This window comes from Neobacillus sp. SuZ13, from assembly GCF_030123365.1.
Taxonomy (GTDB): domain Bacteria; phylum Bacillota; class Bacilli; order Bacillales; family Cytobacillaceae; genus Neobacillus.
This window is the reverse complement of record NZ_CP126107.1, coordinates 3,334,106-3,357,500: the sequence shown is the minus strand read 5'-3', so window position 1 is coordinate 3,357,500 and position 23,395 is coordinate 3,334,106. Positions and strand designations below refer to the sequence as shown.

Genomic DNA, 23,395 nt, shown 5'->3' with positions numbered 1-23,395 from the left:
CGGGATGGACGCACCGCTGGTGTACCAGTTGTTCTGCCAAGAGCATCGCTGGGTAGCTATGTGCGGACGGGATAAGTGCTGAAAGCATCTAAGCATGAAGCCCCCCTCAAGATGAGATTTCCCATAGCGCAAGCTAGTAAGAACCCTGAAAGATGATCAGGTTGATAGGTCAGAGGTGGAAGCGTGGTAACATGTGGAGCTGACTGATACTAATCGTTCGAGGACTTAACCATTTTTAAGGTGAACTCAAAGTTTACAAACTTCTTCTGCATTATCTAGTTTTGAGGGAATGAAACCTCAACCAAATAGTCTGGCAGCAATGGCGAGAAGGTCACACCCGTTCCCATACCGAACACGGAAGTTAAGCTTCTCAGCGCCGATGGTAGTTGGGACACGCGTCCCTGTGAGAGTAGGACGTTGCCGGGCATATCTAAGACAACCTTAATAGGTTGTTTTTTTTTATGCCCATTTTTCAAGGAATTATTGTTTTTTTAGATTCGCTGATTAAACGAACAAATTCGCCGATTGAACCTTAAAATTCGCTGATTAAACGAACAAATTCGCCGGTTAAACCTTAAAATTCGCCGCTAGAATGCCCTAATTTACTTACACGTAAGTTATATCGCACCAAATAACCATTAAAACTTTATTATTTATATTAAAATGATTAATTTTGATCAATAAATGCAAAATAAGAGAGGTTAAATTATTAAATGGGAGGTCTTAAAATGCCAAAAAATAAGCAAACACCTTCACCTGAAGTTGATCAAAAGCAACTCTTAAACGACAAAGTTGATGCGCTAAGGAAAAATAACTTTGAGGACAACCACATTCGACGGGTTACACCTAATGGTGCCCAAGGACAATAACCATTCAACGTGAAAAACGACAGTTCCTATAACTGTTGTTTTTTCTTATAGAAAAATCTATCTGGAGGAATACAAAGAATGAATTCTAAGCATGCAGCCTTATTTGAACCGTTTACATTTTCAAATGGAGTATCTTTAAAGAACCGAATTGTGATGGCCCCGATGACTAACTTTTCATCTAACCCAGATGGTACGGTTACAGATGCAGAAGTAAATTATTATGCCCGTCGTTCTGGTGGTGTGGGCATGGTCATAACTGCGTGTACTTATGTAACAGCAAACGGGAAAGGATTTCATGGTGAATTTGGCGGTGATCGAGATGAATTAATTCCAAGTTTACGGAAAATAGCTGCCGGAATAAAAGACCAAGGAGCAAAAGCAATTTTGCAAATTTTTCACGGCGGACGGCAAGTACCGCCTGAGTTAGTTCCTAATGGTGACGTTGTCAGTGCGAGCAACATACCTGCTGAAGGCCCAGGTAAACCTGTCCCAAGGGAATTAACAAATGAGGAAGTTGAAGCAATTATTAATGATTTTGGTGAGACGACTCGTCGTGCAATTGAAGCGGGATATGATGGTGTTGAAATCCATGGTGCAAATGGCTATTTGATTCAACAGTTTTTCTCCCCGCATTCCAATCGCCGCGAGGACAGATGGGGCGGCAGTCTCGAAAAACGACTCAATTTTCCGTTAGCAGTTGTGGATCAAGTGAAAAAGGTGGCAGCTGAACTAACAAAGGAACCATTTATTGTTGGGTATCGGTTTTCCCCGGAAGAAGTGGAAACACCTGGGATTACGATGGCTGATACCTTAGTTTTAATTGATGCATTAGCGAAAAAAAATCTTGATTATTTACACGTTTCTCTTCAGGATTTTTGGTCGATGCCAAGACGCGGAGTGGATGATACACGTGCGCGAATCGAAATTATTCAAGAACGGGTAGGTTCCACCGTTCCTGTTATTGGTGTGGGATCAATCTATACAGCTGATGATGCATTAAAAGCAATTCAATCAGGTGTTCCGCTAATCGCATTAGGACGTGAACTGATTATTGATCCAGACTGGGTCCAAAAGGTGGCTGAAGGCAAAGAATCGGAAATTGTCACAAAAATTGATAAAAATAAACAACAGGAATTGGTAATTCCAGACCCACTTTGGCAAGCTATTATCCAGACCCCTGGATGGTTTCCGGGTGTTTAGTGAGTACCCATTTAAATTTAGCCTGAGACTCATTCATTTCCCCTAGATTATAGAATTTCAACAGTTGTGAAAACAGGGTTTTTCATTAATGATGTCGAATCACTGAATTAGGAGAACATAATTAAATAAAGGGGATATGAATATGTTTGAGGAAGGATTCATTGATGTTACAGGGGGAAGGGTTTGGTATCAACTTTTTAATAAAAATGCAAAAGGGACTCCAGTGATTATTTTACACGGCGGGCCTGGATCATCTTGTTATTCCCTTCAAGGTTTAAAGGATCTAGCGAAAGACCGCCCCGTAATCTTTTACGATCAATTAGGATGTGGGAAATCCGACCGTCCTTCGGATACTTCCTTATGGAGAATTGAAAGATTTGTTGAGGAATTGGCCCAGGTCAGACAAGCCCTTAACCTTGAAGAAGTGCATCTCCTTGGCCATTCCTGGGGGACAACGCTCGCAGCAGCCTATTGTTTAACCAGACCTAGCGGGGTGAAAAGTGTTATTTTTTCAAGTCCATGCTTAAGTGCTCCACTATGGGAGCAAGATCAAAGACGAAATCTTGAAAAACTGCCAAATGAAACTAAGGAAATAATTATAAGTTGCGAAGAAAAGGGAACCACCGACTCAGAGGAATATAAAAAGGCAACAGAGGTATTTAACAAATACTTCGTCTGCCGTTTGGATCCGTATCCAGAATGGTTAAAACAGGGCTCTAAAAATAGAAACCCAGAAGTATACAATATCATGTGGGGACCTTCTGAATTTACCGTACTCGGGAACCTGAAGGAATTTGACTGTACCGCACGACTCAAGGAAATCCCATGTCCGACACTATTTACATGCGGCCGGTTTGATGAAGCGACTCCGGAAACAACACAGTACTACAGCACTTTAACACCAGGTTCATCGTTCCATGTATATGAGCACAGTGCTCATATGCCTTATGTAGAGGAGCCGGAAGAGTTTTTGAGAGTGTCAGGGGACTTTCTAAAAAAAAGTGACTCTCTTTAAACTTCAAGATATACATTATAGTGCGTTTCCGCTATCAGTCGAAACGCACTATTCTATGTATTAATAATTTACCAATAAAAACCACAAGACAAATGAAAACGCTTCCATTAAAATAGATAGTAAGAAGTAGGAAAGGGGACATAACCATGGAACTTTTAATTGAACAGTGTAAACATAACCAGGCCGAAGAACCTTGCGAAGAGTGTAACCCTAAAAAAGAAGAGGAAGAAAAAGTGGATATCTATGAATATGACTACCATGCAAGACTGTGGTTTTAAAATAAAGAGTTCTTGCTTTTAAGAATAAGTAGAACTAGAGACTCAAATAAAAAAACGCATTTGCCATAATTAAAGGCAAATGCGTTTTTGTTAATTTTTCAAAGAAGCTTCCTTATTTGACCAAGTTCTTCGCCATGATACTTGTGCCAAAAATAACACCAACAATGCCGCTATCCCAATTCCCGTATAAACCATAAAGCCTGTTCCATACGTACCAGTAACTTCCTTAAGTGTTCCTAATATATTGGGGACAAAAAATCCACCTACGCCCCCGGCCGCTCCTACAATTCCAGTTATCATTCCGATTTCCTCTTGGAAGCGCTGCGGTACCAATTGAAAAACTGCTCCATTCCCCATTCCCAAGCAGAGCATTCCGATAAACAATAAAGTGGTCACAACAGCTAAAGGTGGAAGCTGACTCACTCCAAACATACTTAGTGCAACTCCGATAAATAGAAAGGTAAGAAGGCGGACACCACCGATTTTGTCAGCAATAAAACCGCCAACTGGACGGAAAAAGCTTCCTGCTGCCACACAAAGTGTAACAAAATCGCCTGCTCTTACTTTTGATAAATCATATTGATCGACGAAAAAGATGCTTAAGAAACTGGACAAACCGACAAATCCCCCGAAGGTAACACTGTAAAGCAAACAAAAATACCATGTATCCTTTTGCTTGAATACTTTTAAATATTCAATTACTGGTTTTGGTGCTGGTTGAGAAGGAGCATCCTTTGCCAAAAAGATATACAGGATAAATACGGTCAATAAAGGAATAAGTGCTAATCCCAAGACATTATGCCAGCCCAGTTGTTCTGCAAGACGCGGTCCAAATAAGGTAGCAAACAGTGTTCCGCTGTTCCCAGCCCCAGCAATTCCCATTGCCAGTCCTTGTAAATGCGGCGGATACCATCTGCTTGCCATCGGAATGGCTGCAGCAAAACTCGCACCTGCCACCCCAAGAAGAATCCCGATCATATACAGTTCAGTTAAAGTTTGACCAAATAACCACCCCCATACTAGGGGTATAATGGTAACGAGCATTCCGCTGATAGCCGTTTTCCGTGGACCGATTCGATCAGTTAAAACACCAAGGATGATCCGGAAAAAAGATCCACTTAAGATTGGAAGTGCAACGATAAAACCCTTCTGCGAGGGGGTTAGTCCAAAATCCTTTGTAATATAAACCCCTAATGCCCCTAAAATAACCCATATCATGAAACTAACATCAAAGTATAAAAATGAAGCTGCTAACGATGGTGCATGACCGCTTTTTTTTAAATCAGATACCTTCATACTATTATTCCCCTTTCCTAGAAGACAGTTTTTTGCAAAAACGAACTAGCATTTTTTACCATTCAAAACAGTTATCTTTTGAAAACATGACCTTGATTAGTAAAACCACAAATGAAAATAAACCGATACTGTTTTTCATCCCTTTTCCCCCTTCACATGTGTTTCTCTTGCTTTGTTAAACAATATCCTAATGAGAAGTGGGATGTCTCCTTTTATGTAAGGTCTTCTGACACACAAACTTACCGTGTTAGAAAATGTTACACAATGAATTTCTTTTCACAAGATTTATGGAATAATAGGTGATATTTATGGTTGCAGTGACCGACATAGATAACTAGCGGAGGTATTTTGAATGAAAAAACAAAAACTGGTATTGATAGGGAATGGAATGGCAGGTGTACGATGTATAGAGGAAATTTTACGAGAAGCGCCTGAACTTTTTGACATTACTATTTTCGGATCTGAACCGCACCTTAACTATAATCGAATTCAATTATCAGCTGTTTTGCAGGGTAGTACTACGTTTAATGATATTACTATCAATGATCAGAATTGGTATAACGAACACAACATCGAGCTGTACACAGGTGAAACGGTCTTAAAAATTGATTCCAAAAATCAAGTCTTACTAACGAATAAGAGTCGAGAGCTCTCCTATGACCGACTTATCATCGCAACAGGGTCTGTGCCATTTCTGCTCCCTGTACCCGGTGCAGATAAAGATGGAGTAATCACGTTTCGAACCATTGAAGATTGTCAGAGAATGATTGATACGGCCAAAAGTTTTAAAAAAGCTATCGTTATTGGCGGAGGAGTCTTAGGATTAGAGGCTGCCAAAGGTCTGCTTAATCTAGGTATGGATGTAACGGTGGTTCATAATGGCCGACATTTAATGGAAAGACAATTGGATGAAACGGCCGCAAAACTATTGCAATCAGAATTGGAAAAGCAAGGTTTGCGTTTTCTTTTTGAAAAAGAAACAAAGAAGATTTGCGGAAGAAAGCGTGTTGAAAGAGTTTCCTTTAAAGATGGTACAGAAACTGCTGCTGATTTGGTTGTGATGGCGGTTGGGGTGAGGCCCAATATCCAGTTAGCAAAGGGTAGTGGCATTGAGATCAACCGGGGAATCCTTGTCAACGATTATTTAGAAACGAATATCCCCAACATTTATGCTGTCGGTGAATGTGTGGAACACCGCGGAAAGGTATATGGGTTGGTAAAGCCGCTTTATGACCAAGGGAAGGTGCTGGCAAAACGGATTTGCGGTTTCGATTTAAAGGGGTATGAAGGAACTGTTCTTTCCACGCAATTAAAAATTTCGGGAGTGGATGTGTTTTCGGTTGGTCAGTTTAACTGTGAGGAAAGATTGAAGTCGATTGAAATTAACGATGAGTTAGATGGTGTTTATAAGAAGTTGGTTTTCGAAGAATCTAAGTTGGTAGGTGCCGTATTATTCGGAAACACAAGCGATCGTACAAGATTACTAGAAATGATCTTAAAAAAGAAAGATGTGTCAGACATAGAGAAAGTTACTCTTTTTCAAGCATTAAATGGGGATGCCAATTCAGTCGCTTCCATGGCACATCATGAAATAATTTGCAATTGTAATGGAGTAGCTAAAGGGACAATTATAGAAGCTGTTCAAAAAAACGGATTAACGACCGTCGAACAAGTGAAGAAATGTACCAAGGCTTCAGGGGCTTGCGGGGGCTGTAAACCATTAGTAGCTGATTTACTCCACTACATTCAAAGTGATGAATTTGATGAGGTAATAGAACAAAAATCAATGTGCACCTGTACATCACTAACGGAAGATGAGGTGGTTTATGAGATGCAATGGCAAGGCTTGACTACGGTAGAAGAAGTGATGAAGGTCCTTGATTGGGGCAATAAGGAAGGGTGTTCTGTCTGTCGGCCTGCAATAGCCTACTATTTAGGCATGATTTACCCGGAATATGAGAGCCAACAAGAGAATCTATTTATATCCGAACAAATGATTGCCATCATTCAAAAGGATGGAACGTACACGGTCATCCCTCAGATGTACGGCGGAAAAACATCAGCAGGACAATTGAGGGCAATTGCCGAGGTTGCTGAGAGTTACGGCATTACAAATATGGCTGTCACCAGTGAACAAAGAATTCATTTGATGGGCGTGAAGAAAAAAGATTTGTCTGCTATGTTGGCAGATTTGAACATGGAAGTCAGTTCTACTTATGGAAATATGGTTCAAAATGTGAAAACGAGTATCGGTGAACATATTTGCCGTTGTGACAAAGATTCATCGATGGAACTAGCTGTCAGCCTTGAAAAAAGATTGGAATTTCTCACAACTCCCTATCGTGTAAAAATGGGCGTATCTGCTTGTATGCATAACGGCGCAGGTTCAACGACGAAAGATATTGGTGTCATTGGAACCGGTATTGGATGGGAAATTTACGTTGGTGGCAGCAGCGGGCGAAATGTCCGTGCGGGACAGTTACTGTGCCTTGAATCCGAGAATCAGGATGTGATCGAAATTATTTGTGCTTTTATTCAATATTACCGTGAAACAGCCAATTTCCTCGAACGCACCGGGCAATGGATCGAAAGAGTCGGTCTAGTCCATGTGCGTGAAATTCTGTTTGACCTAGAACATCGCCAGCAATTATTGCTGCGGTTAGAGAATGATCGTTTGCTCCGCAAAAAGTTTAACGGAAAGCAAGTGCTTGGAGTGGAAAGCAACAAGCGAGTGTAACAGAGCCAAAAATAGAAAAGGGTGATCATCTTGACAGAAGCATTGTTAAAGTATTTTCGTACCAAGGAACAAGAAGTGAAATCAGAAAAAAGATACGACTCTCAATGTCCTTACTGCAGTATGCAATGTAAAATGCAGTTGGTTGAACAATCAATTGTGACTAGAAAAAAATATATAACCATCGGGAAAGACAATCCAACTTCAGAAGGGCGCTTATGTGTAAAGGGCATGAATGCCCATCAACATGCTTTTCATAAAGAGCGTTTGAAATATCCAATGGTAAAAGTCAACGGAGAATTCGTCCGTGTTTCATGGGAGGAAGCGTTGAATCATATTAAAGAAAACTTTACGAAGATTCAAACAGAATCTGGTCAAAATGCCCTAGCAGTATACGGTAGTGCATCCATCACGAATGAAGAGGCCTATTTATTAGGGAAATTTGCCCGCGTGGCATTAAAAACAAAATACATTGATTATAATGGCCGTCTTTGTATGTCTGCGGCTGCTTCGGCTGCGAACCAAACCTTTGGATTGGACAGAGGCTTCACGAATAGCTTGGCAGAAATTTCATCTACTCGTTGTATCATCTTGGCGGGAACCAATATTGCTGAATGTCAGCCAACCATTATGCCTTATTTTGAAAGAGCAAAAGAAAATGGAGCTTATATCATCGCAATCGATCCGCGGGAAACAGCCACAACGAAAATAGCAGACTTGCATTTAAAACCAAAACCAGGAACGGATGCTGTATTAGCAAATGGGATATTGAAAGTGATTGTTGAAGAGAATTATGTCGATGAAAAGTTTGTTCAAGATCGTGTGAACGGGTTTAAAGATGTAAAAGAGTATGTATTATCCTTCAGCTTAGAAGAAATAGAAAAGATTACCGGTGTTCCAATTCCTCTTATTCGCAGGGCAGCAGTTAGGTTTGGCAAAGAAGAGACCGGAATGATTTTTACAGCGAGAGGAGTGGAACAACACACGAATGGGTCGATGACTGTCCGTAATTTCCTAAATATTCTGGTTTCAACAGGGAAAATCGGCAAGCCGAATTGTGGTTATGGTGCGATCACAGGACAAGGAAATGGACAGGGGGCGAGAGAACATGGCCAAAAAGCAGACCAGCTTCCCGGCTATCGCTCGATTGAGAATGAAGAACATCGAAACTATGTAGCCAGTATTTGGGGGATTGACCAGGACGATTTACCACGTAAAGGAGTCTCGGCTTATGAAATGATGGAGAAAATCGATGAAGGGGAAATAAAAGGTTTGTTTCTCATGTGTTCCAACCCCACGGTCTCCCATCCGAATGCTCATTTCGTCAAGGAGGCAATGAAAAAGTTAAATTTCCTTGTAGCAGTTGATTTGTTTATTTCAGAAACTGCTAGTTTAGCAGATGTTATACTCCCTGCCTCCTCCTATCTAGAAGATGAAGGAACGATGACGAATCTAGAGGGGCGGGTAACATTACGGGAAGCAAGCTTCCCGTGTCCAGGGGAAGCGAAACATGATTGGCAAATCATTTGTGAACTTGCCCGTGTGCTTGGAAAAGAGGAATATTTTTCCTTTTCTTCTGCTGAAGAAATTTTTTCTGAACTAAGGACGGCAAGCCGTGGTGGGACTGCTGATTATTATGGAATCACATACGAACGTCTTCGGAAGGAAGGCGGTATATTGTGGCCATGCCCAGAAACTGACCACAGTGGGACGAAACGACTATTTGAAACCTCTTTTGCCCACGTGGATGGAAAGGCGGCGATGGTGGTTGTTCCGAACATTCCTGAGATTCCAAAAGAACAATTATGTGATGAATTCCCGCTCTATTTAACCACTGGAAGAGTCATGTCACATTACTTAACAGGAGTGCAAACCAGAAAAAGTCCAGCGTTAGCGGCAAGAAACATAGAACCATTTATGGAAATCCACCCGGGAACCGCAGCAAAATTTCAAATCCAAGACCAATCATTGGTGAAAATTGAATCACGTAGGGGAAGTGTTGTGGTTAGAAGTAAATGGTCTGAAACGATACGCCATGATACCATTTTTGTACCTTTTCACTGGGCAGACTCGCAAAATATCAATCTCCTCGTTTCGAAAGAATTGGACCCAGAATGCAAAATGCCTGGATTTAAAGTCAGTGCTGTTAAGGTGAGCCCAATAGTTGATTTCTTTAATTAAAAAACTTTTATGTTAGAAGACCTTACACGATAAGTTAGTTTTTAAATGGTCTGTGATATAGTTTAGGAAACTTACAAACGGGAGGAAAGCTGACATGGATAAGAAAAAGTTGGTTCTTGTTGGAAATGGTATGGCTGGAGTTAAAACGATTGAGGAGATTATAAAACTATCAAAGGAATCATTTGAGATTACCATATTCGGAAGTGAACCGCATCCGAATTACAATAGAATCCTACTTTCAAAAGTATTACAAGGGGATACAAATGTAAATGACATTACGCTAAATGACTGGGATTGGTACAAAGAGAACAACATTCAATTATTTACAAGTGAAACAGTGATCAAAGTCGATTCGAAACGGAAAGTCATTATCACAGACTTAGGGAGAGTGGAACCGTATGATGCATTGATAATCGCCTCAGGGTCACTTCCATTTATCCTTCCAATTCCAGGTGCTGAAAAGAAAGGAGTTACAGCTTTTCGGGATATAAAGGACACAGAGGTCATGCTTGAAACTTCGAAAAAGTATAAAAAGGCAGCCGTGATTGGCGGAGGATTACTTGGGCTCGAAGCAGCAAGAGGTCTTCTAAATCTAGGAATGGAAGTTTCGGTCATTCATCTCGCCCCATATTTAATGGAGCGCCAATTAGACCCACAAGCAGGGAAGTTGCTGCAAAGAGAATTAGAAAAACAGGGTATGAAATTTTTATTAGAAAAGCAAACACAAGAAATTCTTGGAGAAGAACGCGTTGAAGGTCTAAGGTTTAGTGATGGAACGTTGCTTGATGCAGACTTAGTTGTCATGGCTGTTGGCATCAAGCCAAATACGGAATTAGCCAAAGTAAGCGGGTTAGCTGTCAATCGAGGAATTGTTGTCAACAACTTTATGCAAACGACTATCCCTGATGTTTATTCTGTAGGAGAATGTGCAGAGCACAACGGAATAGTATACGGTCTAGTAGCCCCTTTATTTGAGCAAGGAAAAGTATTAGCAAAACATATTTGCGGGTTGGAGACCAATGGTTACCATGGGTCTGTTTTATCCACACAGTTGAAGGTCTCCGGGGTAGAAGTGTTTTCAGCTGGAGACTTTATGGAAGGCGAAGGAAAGGAAGCCATCAAGGTTTTTGATGGAAATGACAGGATTTATAAGAAGATTGTGATCCAAGACAATAAAATTGTTGGTGCCGTGTTGTTCGGTGATAGCAGTGACGGAAATCGCCTCTTTTCGATGATTCAAAAGGAAGCGGATGTTTCCTCTACCACCAAGGTATCACTTTTACAACCGTTAAATGAGGATTTTGGCAGCAGTTTAGTTGCATCCATGAGTGACGAGGAAATCATTTGCGGATGTAACGGTGTATCCAAAGGAGCCATTATCGAGGCAATCCAGAATCAAGGTTGTTCATCGGTTGATGAAATCAAAGCTTGTACCAGTGCTTCCCGATCTTGCGGTGGCTGTAAGCCTCTAGTTGCGGAAGTGCTGCAACATACGCTTGGATCCGAATTTGATGGCACTTTACAAAAAGAAGCGATTTGCAGCTGTACTTCATTATCTAGAGATGAAGTGGTAGAAGAGATAAAAACAAAAGGATTAACCCATATCAAAGAAGTGATGAATGTACTAGGGTGGAGTTCTGAGGAAGGCTGTTCAAAATGCCGACCAGCTCTGAATTACTACTTGGGGATGGTACATCCAATTGATTATCAAGATGAAAAGGAATCCCGATTTGTCAATGAACGGATGCATGCAAACATTCAAAAGGATGGCACCTATTCGGTTGTACCACGAATGTATGGCGGTGTCACAAACGCACAAGACTTACGACGAATTGCGGACGTGGTAGAAAAATACGATATCCCGCTAGTAAAACTAACCGGTGGACAAAGAATTGACTTGTTGGGAGTAAAAAAGGAAGACTTGCCAAAAGTATGGACAGATTTGGATATGCCGTCAGGGTTTGCCTACGGGAAATCATTGCGAACAGTCAAAACATGTGTCGGTGAACAGTTCTGCCGCTTTGGAACCCAAGATTCCATGGGACTTGGGATCTACCTCGAAAAGAAATTTGAAGGTCTACAAACACCACATAAGGTGAAAATGGCTGTTTCCGCTTGTCCGAGAAGCTGCGCTGAGTCTGGGTTTAAAGATATTGGTTTTATTGGAATTGACGGCGGCTGGGAACTGTATGTCGGTGGAAATGGCGGTACCCATGTACGCGGCGGCGACCTATTATATAAAGTAAAAACATCCGAAGAGGCCATGGAGATCACTGGCGCGTACCTTCAATATTATCGTGAAACAGCCAATTATTTGGAACGTACTTCAGCTTGGATTGAACGCGTGGGGTTATCACATGTACGATCCGTTCTAGATGATAAAACAAAACGTCAAGAATTAAATAAGCGGATGGAAGATGCCTTATCGGTAATTAAGGATCCTTGGAAAACTATAACTGAGGATGAAAAAGTAAGAAAAGAATTGTTTGAGAGTGTAGTAATGTCTTAAAACTTACCACCTAAAGGAGGAAATTGTCCAATGATAAAGAAAAACGGAGAAGTAGTGTCGATCGGTTCTATTCGGGACCTGCCAGAACGAATAGGTAAAACTGTATGTGTTGGAGATAAAGAGGTGGCTGTATTCAAATTATTAAACGGAACCATTCGTGCCATAGAAAATCGCTGTCCGCATAAAGGCGGGGTTTTGAGCGAAGGCTTGGTAAGCGGCGAATTTGTATTCTGTCCGATGCATGATTGGAAAATATGTTTGGATAATGGGAAGGTGCAGGAGCCAGATGTTGGCTGTGTGAAAACCTATCAAACTAAAATAGTCGGGGATGAAGTGTTTCTCCTCATCGATTAGTTCTCAAAAAAGGAGGTCAGGTTCATATGACCGATAAAAAGGGGAAAGTTTATATTGTTGGAGCCGGGCCTGGCGATCCTGAGTTAATTACTGTTAAAGCAATGAAATGCCTTGAGCGGGCTGAAGTCATTCTTTATGATCGACTCGTTAATCCGAGCTTACTAGATTACTGTAAAGCTGATACTGAGTTCATTTATTGTGGAAAAGAGCCGGGGAACCATTGTGTTTCCCAGGATTCCATCCATCAAATATTACTCGAAAAATCCCTGGCTGGCAAAACGGTTGTTCGTTTAAAAGGAGGCGACCCGTTTATTTTTGGACGTGGTGGTGAAGAAGCAGAAGTATTATCGCAAAATGGGATCTATTTTGAAGTGGTTCCAGGAATCACAGCTGGAATTGCTGCTCCAGCCTATGCAGGAATACCTGTCACTCACCGAGGAATGAGCCAATCCTTCGCCATGGTTACAGGTCATTGTTTGAGCGGACAACCCAATAACATTCGCTGGGATCATCTTGCCCACGGTGTTGATACATTGGCCATATATATGGGCGTTAAGCATCTTCCATTTATTTGCAACCAATTGCAAGCCTTTGGGAAGGATTCTACTACACCCATCGCTGTCATTGAACAAGGGACAAAAGGGACTCAACGATCAGTTGTTGGTACACTTGAGACGATCGTTGAAGTAGTAACGGAGAAACGAATCACCAATCCAGCCATGATTGTGATCGGAGAAGTTGTGAAACTATCAGAAAAACTATCGTGGTTTCCTGAAATGTTTAAAGAAGAAATAGTTTTATAAGGGCTTTAGGAGTTTATAATGAAGATTATAGACTCTTTTTTTTTGCCAATAAGTCTGACAAACTAGAAAGAGGCAAAATTCTTGATGTTAATCAAAAATTTCTATTGAATTTAGGTAGATTTTTTCCCTGTTTCTCTCCATAATTATATATATTGATTTTAATAGAGGAATTAATAAAATTATGTCGAATTGCATAAGTAAATATACCTAAATAAGAGGGCTGACCCATGAATAAATCCGGTCAAATTATCCTGGTGCTGATTTCGATTCTATTTACCAGCTACCAAAAGATTTTCGATCATCTACCTTTTTTCTCGATTGACTTTTTTCTGTTTACCCTGATTGCCTGGGTGGTGGGGTGGCAATATGACAAGGCGCGCAACTATGAAAAAAAGGCCCGTGCAAGTGAAGAAAGCTATAAGAAGTTGATCGATTCATTGCCTGCTCCTGTCTATGTTACGCGGAATCATAAATTAGTGTATGTAAATAAGGCAGCGCTTAGCATGATTGGTGCCGAGAAGCTTGAAGATTTGATGGGGAAGTCCATTTTGGATTTTATTGCTCCTGAATATAGAAGTCGGATGCTTGAACGATTTAAACAAATAAAAAAAGAAAAGCAGCCTGTTCACACCATTGATTACAAAGCAAAGCGATTGGATGGATCCATTTTTTTATTTGAGGTATCTTCCTTATTGATCGTTTTTGGTGGGAAAGAAGCCATTTTGTCGATTGGGAAGGATATAACTGAAAAAATTGAAGAAACAGATCGACTCATTCAAAAGTCTGAAAAATTAGCGCTGTTAGGTCAAATGGCAGCTGGAATAGCCCATGAAATCCGAAATCCTCTCACTTCCATCAAAGGTTTTATTCAACTGTTAAAAACCAGCACCCAGAAAGAGGTATATTTTGAGATTGTGTTATCTGAACTCGACCGGATAAATGAAATCGTCGGGGAATTCCTAGTCCTGCCCAAACCGTCATCAGCTGTCTATATGACACAAGATATTAGAATCCTCTTAAAGGATGTCATCACGTTAATAAACAACCAATCACTTTTGAATAATATTCAAATTAATATAGATTTTGATCATGATTTGCCGTTGATTAGCTGCGAGGAAAATCAATTAAAGCAAGTGTTTTTAAATTTACTTAAAAACGCAATGGAAGCCATGCCCAAGGGTGGATCTATCCGAGTTGTCGTAAAAGAAAAAGACGAGGGAAAAATATCGATTCAGATTATTGATCAAGGTGTCGGTATTCCACAAGAACGGATTTCTACACTTGGGGAGCCATTTTATACAACCAAGGAAAAAGGAACGGGTCTCGGCTTAATGACCTGCTACAAAATTATCGAAGGTCATAATGGGGAACTGAACATTTATAGTAAAATAAATGAAGGAACAACGATTGAAGTCATTTTACCAACGATTACCCAGCCGTTATTGAAGATGGAAGTAAGCCATTCTAATTGAATGGCTTATTCTATTTAGATGAAAAAATGATAAACTATCCTATAGATAAAGATTCGGAGAGATTAGGAGGGGGACTGTGAGTTCATTTCAAACGAAACAGATACAAGCTTGTTACCTTTAGTACGATCATCGTTTTGCTTTCTGTTTTAGTTATGTTTAATAAAGGAATACGGAATTTTAATTAATAGCTGTCAAACGCTTATGGAGGAAGTTATGAAAAAGAATAGGTATGTATTTTGGGGTCTAGTAATCACGACCTTGATTTCAGCATTAGATGCTAATATTATGCAAACGGCAAGCCCGACCATTGTCAAACAACTTGGCGGTATGGAGTTCTTTGCTTGGATATTTGTTGTTTATATGTTAGCTAGTACGGTTACAGTACCTCTATACGGTAAATTATCAGATATGTATGGCCGAAAAAAACTGTTAATGTTTTCAGTGGGATTTTTTACTCTTGGTTCGATCCTTTGTGGGATGGCTAATTCCATGATCACACTGATAATATTTAGGGGGATTCAAGGTTTAGGTGCAGGAGGGATGATTCCACTTTCCATGATTATCGTAGGAGATTTGTTTACGATTGAAAGACGCGGAAAAATTCAAGCAGTTTTTAGTGGGATTTGGGCGATTTCATCCATTATTGGACCTATCCTAGGTTCTTTCTTTGTTGAAGCATTAACATGGAGATGGATTTTCTTTATTAATATTCCTATCGGTATTGCCAGCGTGCTATGTTTGCTTCCCTATAAAGAACAGATGGAATTTAAGAAGACACATATTGACTATAAAGGTTTCTTCTTATTTGGGATTTCGATTACGATATTATTGTTATCTACTAATATAAAAAATTCTCTATGGTTGGTGATCCTAGGAATCATTGGTTTAATCGTCTTTGTTTTAGTAGAGAGAAAAGAAACCCATCCGTTCCTCCCTGTATCATTGTTTAGGAATAAGGGAATTCTCATGACGAATTTATATATGCTAGTTTATTGTTTGGCTTTTTTTGGAACATCTAACTTTATTCCATTATACCTTCAAGAAGGAAGTCAGATGAGTATTTATAAGAGTGGACTCATTTTGCTAAGTATCGCATTTGGCTGGACATTCGGAAGTACCCCTGCTGGTGGGTGGATCATACGTTTTGGATACAAAAATTTATTTATTATCGGAAGTTTTGTCACTACGATTTCAGGCTTAGCATTATACCTATTCATCACAGATCTATCCTATTTTAGTTTGTTTTTTATTCTTACTATTCAAGGCGTTGCTTTTGGTTTAATCTTCGCAGTAGGAACCATTGCTTCCCAAGAATTTGCTGAATCCCATATCAAGGGGATGTCCACTTCGCTCCAAATGTTTTTAAAAAACATCGGAACATCCATTGGTGTAACAGCGATGGGGCTAATCATCAATCATGCTGTAAACATCCATATTGGAATGAAAAACCTCTTCCTCTATGCCCTGGTACTAAGTTTAATTAATATTGTGCTAAGTTTCGCTATACCAGCAAAAACAACCGCTGTCAGTGAGAGTAAATAACCTTGGAGTTTATGGTGCCTGACACCAACGAAATGTTGGTGTCAGGCACCTTTATATTATTTAAGAATCTCTCTAAACTCTTTACCTCTTTGGACGTAGTGCTCGCTGGACATCTGGAGCAGGTCCAGGTCCTTTTGGGTGATTTCTCTGACCACTCTACCGGGTGACCCCAGCACAAGTGAACGAGGTGGGATTTTTATTCCACCAGAAAGAAGCGTATTGGCCCCGATAATACAATCCTCGCCAACCTCAACATTGTCTAACAGCGTCGAGCCCATTCCAATAATACACCGATTGCCCACTTTACAGCCATGCAGAATAACATTATGACCAATTGTCACATCATCCGCAATTTCAACCGGAAATCCTTCGAATAAATGAATCGTTGAATTATCCTGAATGCTGCAGCGTTCACCGATGATAATCGGGCCGTCATCACCACGTAGCACCGCATTAAACCAAACGGACGAATCCTTTCCAATTCTTACATCACCGATTAAATAAGCACCAGGCGCTACAAATACAGAGTCGTGGACAGCAGGGGAAATACCTTTGTAAGGGATAATCAAATCAATCTCTCCTTTTAACTATCAGAATTATCTTTCTATTAATCTCAATATACCATGAAATACACAGTGAAAAGGGTTTTATTACATTAAATTGGTACATCTTTCCTATAAAATGATTTTTTTGCATCTTTTTCATTGTAAAAATGTTCAAAATGCCAAAAAATTTTGCGTAAAGAAATAAATTATTTATTTTGCGCAAAATTAATTTGCACCTAATGCAATGAAAACCCTTTATTTATGCAAAATACAAGTTGGCACAGAACTTGCATATTTATTTGATGTAGCAAACGACAAGGGGGAACAACCATTGAAAACATATTCACATGAACCATTTACTAACTTCGAAGATGAAAAAAATAAACAAGCATTTCAAGATGCACTCACCTTTGTACAAACACAGCTTGGCAAGGATTATCCGGTAGTCATCGGTGGAGAACAGATTACAACTGAGGAAAAAATTATATCTATTAATCCAGCAAATAAAGAAGAAATCATTGGTCGAGTGTCAATGGCAGACCAGGAATTAGCAGAGAAGGCGATGCATGCCGCATTAACAACATTTGAAACGTGGAAAAAGTGGAGACCAGAACATCGTGCCAATATTTTATTCAAAGCAGCCGCCATTTTGCGCCGTAGAAAACACGAGTTTTCAGCTTATCTTGTGAAGGAAGCTGGAAAGCCATGGAAAGAAGCTGATGCAGATACTGCCGAAGCGATCGACTTTATCGAGTATTACGGTCGTCAAATGCTTAAATTGAAAGAAGGCTCACCGGTAAATAGCCGAACTGGGGAATTTAACCAGTATCACTATATCCCACTAGGTGTAGGGATTATTATTTCACCGTTCAACTTCCCATTAGCGATTATGGCTGGAACAACCATTGCAGCAATTGTTTCGGGGAATACTGTTCTTCTTAAACCAGCAAACTCCACACCAGTAGTTGCAGCAAAATTTGTCGAGTTGATGGAGGAAGCAGGTCTTCCAAAAGGAGTGTTAAACTTTGTGCCAGGTAGCGGAGCACAAATTGGCGATTACCTCGTTGATCATCCAAAAACACGCTTTGTATCCTTTACTGGTTCACGTGAAGTAGGATGCCGTATTAATGAACGGGCAGCGAAGGTACATCCAGGGCAAAAATGGATCAAACGAGTGATAGCTGAAATGGGCGGTAAGGACACAGTGGTTGTTGATAACGATGCAGATTTAGATTTAGCTGCTTCAAGCATTGTCTATTCCGCTTTCGGTTTTTCTGGCCAAAAATGTTCGGCCGGTTCTCGTGCAGTTATTCATCAGGATGTCTATGATGTCGTGCTTGAGAAAGTTGTTGCATTAACAAGAACACTTACTCTTGGAAATCCTGAAGAGGCCAATACTTATATGGGACCTGTTATTGATGGAAAATCGTTCAAAAAAATTATGAACTATATGGAAGTAGGAAAGCAAGAAGGCCGACTTATGACGGGCGGCGAAGGCGATGATTCAAAAGGGTACTTCATCCAGCCGACGATCTTCGCTGATTTAGATGAAAACGCACGCCTTATGCAAGAAGAAATTTTCGGACCAGTTCTTGGTATTAGTAAAGCACGTGACTTTGACCATATGATGACCATTGCAAATAATACGGACTATGGTTTAACGGGTGCATTGATTTCGAATAATCGCGAGCATATTGAACGCGCACGCGAAGAATTCCACGTCGGGAATCTATATTTTAACCGTACTTGTACAGGTGCAATTGTTGGATACCAGCCATTTGGAGGTTTCAATATGTCTGGAACGGATTCGAAAGCAGGCGGTCCAGAATATTTACTGCTTCATATGCAAGCTAAAACCACATCTGAAACACTTTAAAAACTACATCAAAGATCCCTTGGGTGGGTTCGGGAACTTAACCTACCCGAGGAAATTAGAGGAGGAACTATAATGACAGTCTCAGAAACTACTAAAACGAATCAAATTATTGAACAAACACATAAATTCGGTGCTAATAACTATCATCCACTGCCAATCGTTATCGCGAAGGCGGAGGGTGTTTGGGTGGAAAGTCCAGAAGGAAACCGTTACATGGACATGTTAAGTGCCTATTCAGCGGTTAACCAAGGACATCGTCACCCAAAAATCATTCAAGCATTAAAAGACCAAGCAGATAAGGTCACCCTAACTTCTCGAGCTTTTCATAATGATCAACTCGGACCATGGTATGAAAAAATTTGTCAATTAACTAATAAAAACATGGCCCTCCCAATGAATACTGGTGCAGAAGCGGTTGAAACAGCACTTAAAGCAGCGCGTCGCTGGGGTTATGATGTAAAAGGAATCGCAGAAAACCAAGCAGAAATAATTGCCTGTGTAGGAAATTTCCATGGCCGGACGATGGGAGCAGTTTCTTTATCATCAGACCCGGAATATAAGCGCGGTTTTGGACCAATGCTTCCAGGAATCAATTTAATTCCTTATGGTGATCTTGAAGCATTGAAAGCCGCCATCACACCAAACACTGCTGCATTTTTAATAGAGCCAATTCAAGGTGAAGCAGGGATTATCTTACCACCAGAAGGATTTTTGAAAGCGGCATCAGATCTATGTAAGGAAAACAATGTATTGTTCATTGCTGATGAAATTCAAGTGGGCTTAGCGCGGACAGGTAAAATGTTTGCCTGTGATTGGGAAGACGTAAATCCTGATATGTTGATCTTAGGTAAAGCATTAGGAGGCGGGGTATTCCCAATTTCCTGTGTCGTGGCTAATTCTGACGTATTGGGCGTATTTAATCCAGGTTCCCACGGGTCAACATTCGGAGGAAACCCATTAGCCTGCGCGGTGTCACTTGCTGCTTTGGAAGTGATTGAGGAAGAAAAACTAGCGGAACGCTCGCTAGAATTAGGCAAATACTTCTTTGAAAAATTACAGTCCATTACCAATCCAAAAATCAAATCTGTCAGAGGCAAAGGGTTATTTATCGGGGTTGAACTTACAGAAGCCGCAAGACCATATTGTGAGCAATTAAAAGAAGCAGGTTTATTATGTAAAGAAACCCATGACACAGTGATTCGTTTCGCACCACCACTTACCATTACAACGGAAGAAATCGATTGGGCCTTTGAAAAAATCAAAACAGTATTAAGTTAATTTTATAACTATGTTAAAGGAAATTGTTGATTTTATAGCAAGTTGATTGGAGCGGAAGGCACGAAGACTCCTGCGGGAGGACGTGGCAGGGGAGACCCCGCAGGAGCGCAGCTACAAGGAGGCTCCTCGGACCGCCCGCGAACCGCTCGTGCCTGAAGCGGAAATCAACAGCCAAGTTTACAGAGTCTTTTCATATAAAGCTAATAATCTACTATACGACGGGGTGTCAGGTATGTCAGTGAAACCAATGGTTACTGAAATGGAAAAACAACAACAAGAAGAACAAGAATCTTTAAATCTATTTAATTCAACTCAAACCATCATCCAACAGGCATTAACAAAATTAGGTTATAACAATGAAATGTATGAATTATTAAAAGAACCAATCCGTTTATTAACTGTCCGCATACCAGTAAAAATGGATGATGGTTCTGTCAAAATATTTACAGGCTATCGTTCCCAGCATAATGACGCAGTTGGTCCAACTAAAGGCGGCGTCCGTTTCCATCCGGAAGTGGATGAAGAAGAAGTAAAAGCATTGTCCATTTGGATGAGCCTAAAGTGCGGAATTACCAATCTTCCGTATGGCGGCGGGAAAGGCGGAATCATCTGTGATCCGCGTAACATGTCTTTTAGAGAGCTTGAAGGCTTAAGCCGCGGCTATGTCCGGGCGATTAGCCAAATCGTTGGCCCATCTAAAGACATTCCTGCACCCGATGTTTATACAAATTCCCAAATCATGGCATGGATGATGGATGAGTACAGCCGCTTACGTGAATTCGATTCACCAGGATTTATTACTGGGAAACCAATCGTCCTCGGCGGATCGCAAGGTCGTGAAACAGCCACTGCACGCGGTGTAACGATTTGTATTGAAGAAGCATTAAAGAAAATTGGTAAGGAACTTCAAGGAGCGCGCGTTGTCATTCAAGGCTTTGGAAATGCCGGAAGTTACTTGGCAAAGTTTATGCATGATTCTGGGGCGAAGGTAGTTGCCGTTTCCGATGTATATGGTGCTATTTACGATCCAAATGGATTGGATATTAATTACTTGCTTGATCGAAGGGATAGCTTCGGTACCTTCTCTAAACTATTTAAAAATACCATTACCAACCAAGAACTACTAGAATTAGATTGTGATATTCTTGTTCCGGCAGCCATTTCAAACCAAATTACTGCCAAAAATGCTTCCAATATTAAGGCACCTATTGTTGTTGAAGCTGCGAATGGACCAACAACACTTGAAGCAACAAAAATACTTACTGAACGTGGTGTCATCCTTGTACCAGACATCCTTGCAAGCGCGGGCGGAGTAACTGTCTCTTATTTTGAATGGGTACAAAATAATCAAGGTTATTATTGGACCGAAGAAGAAGTAGATGAAAAACTAAAAAAAGTAATGATTGATTCTTTTGAAAATATCTATCAAACAGCTAAAACACATCAAGTAGACATGCGTTTAGCTGCATACATGGTTGGCATCAGAAAAGTTGCTGAAGCGTCTCGTTTCAGAGGCTGGGTATAAAATAAATTATAAGAAGAATCTCCTAACGTTTGGACGGAGAAATCTTGATCTATTCAATGACTGTAAGAATCTAAAAAGGAGTGAAGAAATTTGTCAGTAACGGAAGAAGTTATTTTCAGTCCATGTTCTGGTACTGTAGAAACTGTTTATACCGAGGAAAATAATCATGTATATGAGTGGGAGAAATTGTTTTTAATTAGGACCCAGAACGGTAGAATGGAAGAGATTTCAATCGGGATCAGCGGGCATATCACCTCTTTATCTGTCAAAGAGGGTCAAGAAGTAAACACACAAACCGTCCTAGCAACTATCCAAGATGATTTGATAATTACAGGATCTGATTAAAGTAGTTGAAATACTTTAAAGAACTCTTTTCGATTATTCGGAAAGAGTTCTTTTGCATTTTTTGCTCATTTTACATAAATTTTCTTTGCATTTGTTTTCCTGTATACTTGAAGAGTTCCACGTTAGGAGGTCGAATCTTGAATATTAATTTAAAGGATTTTCAGCAATTAACGGATTTTGATAATGTGTTAGTGGTAGATGAACATGGAATTATTATCTTTAATGATCTGGCGGACTTAAATGTCCTGAAAGAAATTGGTCTTAGACCTGAAGAATTCATGGGAAAGCATGTTACTTCACTTTATAAGAACCTATCACATGAAAATAGTACAATCATGAACGTTTTAAAAAATGGTAAAGCGGTTTGTAATGTAAAACAAGAGCTAGTCATAAAAAATGGAAATCCTTTAGTTACCATCAATTCAACCTATCCAATTATAAATAATGATAAAATTATCGGCGCGATTGAATTCTCCAAACACTTTTATACGAAAGAAAACATCCATTCTTTGGACAAATTTGCAAGTCATAAGGTCTATCGGCGAAACAATACCATTTACACCATTGATGACGTTATTTCCGTAAATCCAAAGATGGAGGCTATTAAAAATAAAATTAAGAAGATCTCGAAGACAAACTCCACCGTATTGATCAATGGTAAAACAGGAACTGGAAAAGAAATGGTAGCACAGTCAATCCATAATTTGAGCGAGCGTTATGGTGGACCTTTTATCTCACTCAACTGTGGTGCAGTTCCTCCTAATCTACTGGAAAGTACCTTGTTCGGAACAGTGAAAGGCAGCTTTACCGGTGCGGTCGCCATGCAGGGACTATTCGAACAGGCAGAAGGAGGCACCTTATTTTTAGATGAAATCAATTCCTTAGATTTTTACTTGCAAGTCAAACTTTTAAAGGCAATTGAGGAAAAAGTAATCAGAAGAATTGGTGGTGATAAAAATATTCGTGTCGATATTCGTGTGATTTCAGCAACCAATGAAGATCCAGATGTTCTTGTTGCTGAGAAACGGTTAAGAGAGGATCTTTTTTATCGCTTAGGAGTGATCCAGATCGACTTGCCTACTTTAACAGAGCGGAAGGAAGATATAGTAAAGCTGCTCGAATATTTTATCGATTTTTATAACAATAATATGAATATTTATATCGAAGGCTGCCAGCCAGAGGTGATTGATTGTTTCAAACGCTACTCTTGGCCCGGGAATATTAGGGAGCTGAAAAATGCGGTGGAAACGGCGTACAATAATGCCTCTACCGATCAAATCACAATGGAAGACATACCTAAAAGAATGAGGGAATATCAACAATCCACGTTAAGTGAAAGTGAGGATACCGATTTTCATTCTTTAAAAGAAGCGGTTGAAAACTATGAAAAGAAGATGATTTTGAAGGAATTAACCAACACAAACGGAAAATTAACCGAGGCTGCTAAACGCTTAGGACTTTCTAAACAATTATTAAAATATAAAATAGACAAGTATCAATTAGCATAAATAACATGTAGCGGCTATGGATTGCTCAAAATCTATAGCCGCTTTTTTATTTTACAGGTTCATAG

Annotated in this window: 18 protein-coding genes and 2 rRNA genes (1 of these 20 only partly in view); 18 read left to right on the top strand and 2 right to left on the bottom strand. The window is 40.1% G+C overall.

Annotated elements, in window-relative coordinates; translation table 11 throughout:
• The 6 genes from QNH17_RS16545 to QNH17_RS16520 all read left to right on the top strand — a co-directional run.
• Positions 1-233, top strand: a 23S ribosomal RNA gene (locus QNH17_RS16545); it begins 2,702 nt to the left of the window's first position.
• Between the two features lie 76 nt (positions 234-309).
• A 5S ribosomal RNA gene (gene rrf / locus QNH17_RS16540) occupies positions 310-426 on the top strand.
• 302 nt (positions 427-728) lie between these two features.
• Positions 729-869, top strand: a complete 141-nt coding sequence (locus QNH17_RS16535) for a hypothetical protein (RefSeq protein ID WP_283873610.1) — start codon at positions 729-731, stop codon at positions 867-869.
• A gap of 78 nt (positions 870-947) precedes the next feature.
• Positions 948-2,069 carry an NADH-dependent flavin oxidoreductase gene (locus QNH17_RS16530; RefSeq protein WP_283873609.1) on the top strand — a complete coding sequence of 374 codons (1,122 nt, stop codon included), beginning with the start codon at positions 948-950 and terminating at the stop codon, positions 2,067-2,069.
• Positions 2,070-2,211: 142 nt separating this feature from the next.
• Positions 2,212-3,084: a proline iminopeptidase-family hydrolase gene (locus QNH17_RS16525; protein WP_283873608.1), complete on the top strand. Its 873-nt coding sequence runs from the start codon at positions 2,212-2,214 to the stop codon at positions 3,082-3,084.
• 146 nt (positions 3,085-3,230) lie between these two features.
• The gene (locus QNH17_RS16520; RefSeq protein WP_283873607.1) at positions 3,231-3,362 is read left to right on the top strand and encodes a hypothetical protein; all 132 of its coding nucleotides are present in this window, start codon (positions 3,231-3,233) and stop codon (positions 3,360-3,362) included.
• Between the two features lie 90 nt (positions 3,363-3,452).
• On the opposite strand, the gene QNH17_RS16515 is transcribed toward QNH17_RS16520, so the two are convergent.
• Complete coding sequence (locus QNH17_RS16515; protein WP_283873606.1) at positions 3,453-4,658, bottom strand: nitrate/nitrite transporter; 1,206 nt, start codon at positions 4,656-4,658, stop codon at positions 3,453-3,455.
• Between the two features lie 352 nt (positions 4,659-5,010).
• Here QNH17_RS16515 and nirB (QNH17_RS16510) point away from each other — a divergent pair, with 352 nt between their 5' ends.
• The 7 genes from nirB (QNH17_RS16510) to QNH17_RS16480 all read left to right on the top strand — a co-directional run bounded on the left by nirB (QNH17_RS16510) (position 5,011) and on the right by QNH17_RS16480 (position 16,253).
• Positions 5,011-7,395 carry a nitrite reductase large subunit NirB gene (nirB, locus tag QNH17_RS16510; RefSeq protein ID WP_283873605.1) on the top strand — a complete coding sequence of 795 codons (2,385 nt, stop codon included), beginning with the start codon at positions 5,011-5,013 and terminating at the stop codon, positions 7,393-7,395.
• Between the two features lie 30 nt (positions 7,396-7,425).
• Positions 7,426-9,573: an assimilatory nitrate reductase catalytic subunit NasC gene (gene nasC, locus QNH17_RS16505; protein WP_283873604.1), complete on the top strand. Its 2,148-nt coding sequence runs from the start codon at positions 7,426-7,428 to the stop codon at positions 9,571-9,573.
• Between the two features lie 94 nt (positions 9,574-9,667).
• Entirely contained in the window at positions 9,668-12,082 is a 2,415-nt protein-coding gene (gene nirB / locus QNH17_RS16500; RefSeq protein WP_283873603.1) for a nitrite reductase large subunit NirB, read from the top strand.
• A gap of 30 nt (positions 12,083-12,112) precedes the next feature.
• Positions 12,113-12,436, top strand: a complete 324-nt coding sequence (gene nirD / locus QNH17_RS16495) for a nitrite reductase small subunit NirD (RefSeq protein WP_283873602.1) — start codon at positions 12,113-12,115, stop codon at positions 12,434-12,436.
• Between the two features lie 26 nt (positions 12,437-12,462).
• A complete protein-coding gene (cobA, locus tag QNH17_RS16490) occupies positions 12,463-13,239 on the top strand; it encodes a uroporphyrinogen-III C-methyltransferase (RefSeq protein WP_283873601.1) in 777 nt (258 codons plus the stop codon).
• Between the two features lie 227 nt (positions 13,240-13,466).
• Positions 13,467-14,711 (top strand): ATP-binding protein, encoded by a 1,245-nt coding sequence (locus QNH17_RS16485; protein ID WP_283873600.1) that lies wholly within the window; start codon positions 13,467-13,469, stop codon positions 14,709-14,711.
• Between the two features lie 213 nt (positions 14,712-14,924).
• Positions 14,925-16,253, top strand: a complete 1,329-nt coding sequence (locus tag QNH17_RS16480; RefSeq protein WP_283873599.1) for an MDR family MFS transporter — start codon at positions 14,925-14,927, stop codon at positions 16,251-16,253.
• 56 nt (positions 16,254-16,309) lie between these two features.
• On the opposite strand, the gene QNH17_RS16475 is transcribed toward QNH17_RS16480, so the two are convergent.
• On the bottom strand, positions 16,310-16,822 hold the full coding sequence (locus tag QNH17_RS16475) for a gamma carbonic anhydrase family protein (RefSeq protein ID WP_283873598.1): 513 nt from the start codon (positions 16,820-16,822) through the stop codon (positions 16,310-16,312).
• 307 nt (positions 16,823-17,129) lie between these two features.
• Here QNH17_RS16475 and pruA point away from each other — a divergent pair, with 307 nt between their 5' ends.
• From pruA to QNH17_RS16450, 5 genes are all read left to right on the top strand, one after another.
• Positions 17,130-18,674 carry an L-glutamate gamma-semialdehyde dehydrogenase gene (gene pruA / locus QNH17_RS16470; RefSeq protein WP_283873597.1) on the top strand — a complete coding sequence of 515 codons (1,545 nt, stop codon included), beginning with the start codon at positions 17,130-17,132 and terminating at the stop codon, positions 18,672-18,674.
• Positions 18,675-18,746: 72 nt separating this feature from the next.
• Positions 18,747-19,952 carry an ornithine--oxo-acid transaminase gene (locus QNH17_RS16465; protein WP_283873596.1) on the top strand — a complete coding sequence of 402 codons (1,206 nt, stop codon included), beginning with the start codon at positions 18,747-18,749 and terminating at the stop codon, positions 19,950-19,952.
• 259 nt (positions 19,953-20,211) lie between these two features.
• On the top strand, positions 20,212-21,477 hold the full coding sequence (locus QNH17_RS16460; RefSeq protein WP_349632589.1) for a Glu/Leu/Phe/Val family dehydrogenase: 1,266 nt from the start codon (positions 20,212-20,214) through the stop codon (positions 21,475-21,477).
• 90 nt (positions 21,478-21,567) lie between these two features.
• A complete protein-coding gene (locus QNH17_RS16455; protein WP_283873595.1) occupies positions 21,568-21,822 on the top strand; it encodes a biotin/lipoyl attachment domain-containing protein in 255 nt (84 codons plus the stop codon).
• Between the two features lie 137 nt (positions 21,823-21,959).
• Positions 21,960-23,330 (top strand): sigma-54 interaction domain-containing protein, encoded by a 1,371-nt coding sequence (locus QNH17_RS16450; RefSeq protein ID WP_283873594.1) that lies wholly within the window; start codon positions 21,960-21,962, stop codon positions 23,328-23,330.
• The last annotated feature ends 65 nt before the right edge of the window (positions 23,331-23,395 follow it).

What these genes read in the sequence shown, in the direction of transcription:
- QNH17_RS16525 (WP_283873608.1), top strand. Translation starts at nt 2,212, where the DNA reads ATGTTTGAGGAAGGATTCATTGATGTTACAGGGGGAAGGGTTTGGTAT.
- QNH17_RS16460 (WP_349632589.1), top strand. Translation starts at nt 20,212, where the DNA reads ATGGAAAAACAACAACAAGAAGAACAAGAATCTTTAAATCTATTTAAT.
- nirD (WP_283873602.1), top strand. Translation starts at nt 12,113, where the DNA reads ATGATAAAGAAAAACGGAGAAGTAGTGTCGATCGGTTCTATTCGGGAC.
- nirB (WP_283873605.1), top strand. Translation starts at nt 5,011, where the DNA reads ATGAAAAAACAAAAACTGGTATTGATAGGGAATGGAATGGCAGGTGTA.
- QNH17_RS16485 (WP_283873600.1), top strand. Translation starts at nt 13,467, where the DNA reads ATGAATAAATCCGGTCAAATTATCCTGGTGCTGATTTCGATTCTATTT.
- QNH17_RS16535 (WP_283873610.1), top strand. Translation starts at nt 729, where the DNA reads ATGCCAAAAAATAAGCAAACACCTTCACCTGAAGTTGATCAAAAGCAA.
- QNH17_RS16530 (WP_283873609.1), top strand. Translation starts at nt 948, where the DNA reads ATGAATTCTAAGCATGCAGCCTTATTTGAACCGTTTACATTTTCAAAT.
- QNH17_RS16515 (WP_283873606.1), bottom strand. Translation starts at nt 4,658, where the DNA reads ATGAAGGTATCTGATTTAAAAAAAAGCGGTCATGCACCATCGTTAGCA.
- QNH17_RS16465 (WP_283873596.1), top strand. Translation starts at nt 18,747, where the DNA reads ATGACAGTCTCAGAAACTACTAAAACGAATCAAATTATTGAACAAACA.
- cobA (WP_283873601.1), top strand. Translation starts at nt 12,463, where the DNA reads ATGACCGATAAAAAGGGGAAAGTTTATATTGTTGGAGCCGGGCCTGGC.
- nirB (WP_283873603.1), top strand. Translation starts at nt 9,668, where the DNA reads ATGGATAAGAAAAAGTTGGTTCTTGTTGGAAATGGTATGGCTGGAGTT.
- QNH17_RS16480 (WP_283873599.1), top strand. Translation starts at nt 14,925, where the DNA reads ATGAAAAAGAATAGGTATGTATTTTGGGGTCTAGTAATCACGACCTTG.
- QNH17_RS16520 (WP_283873607.1), top strand. Translation starts at nt 3,231, where the DNA reads ATGGAACTTTTAATTGAACAGTGTAAACATAACCAGGCCGAAGAACCT.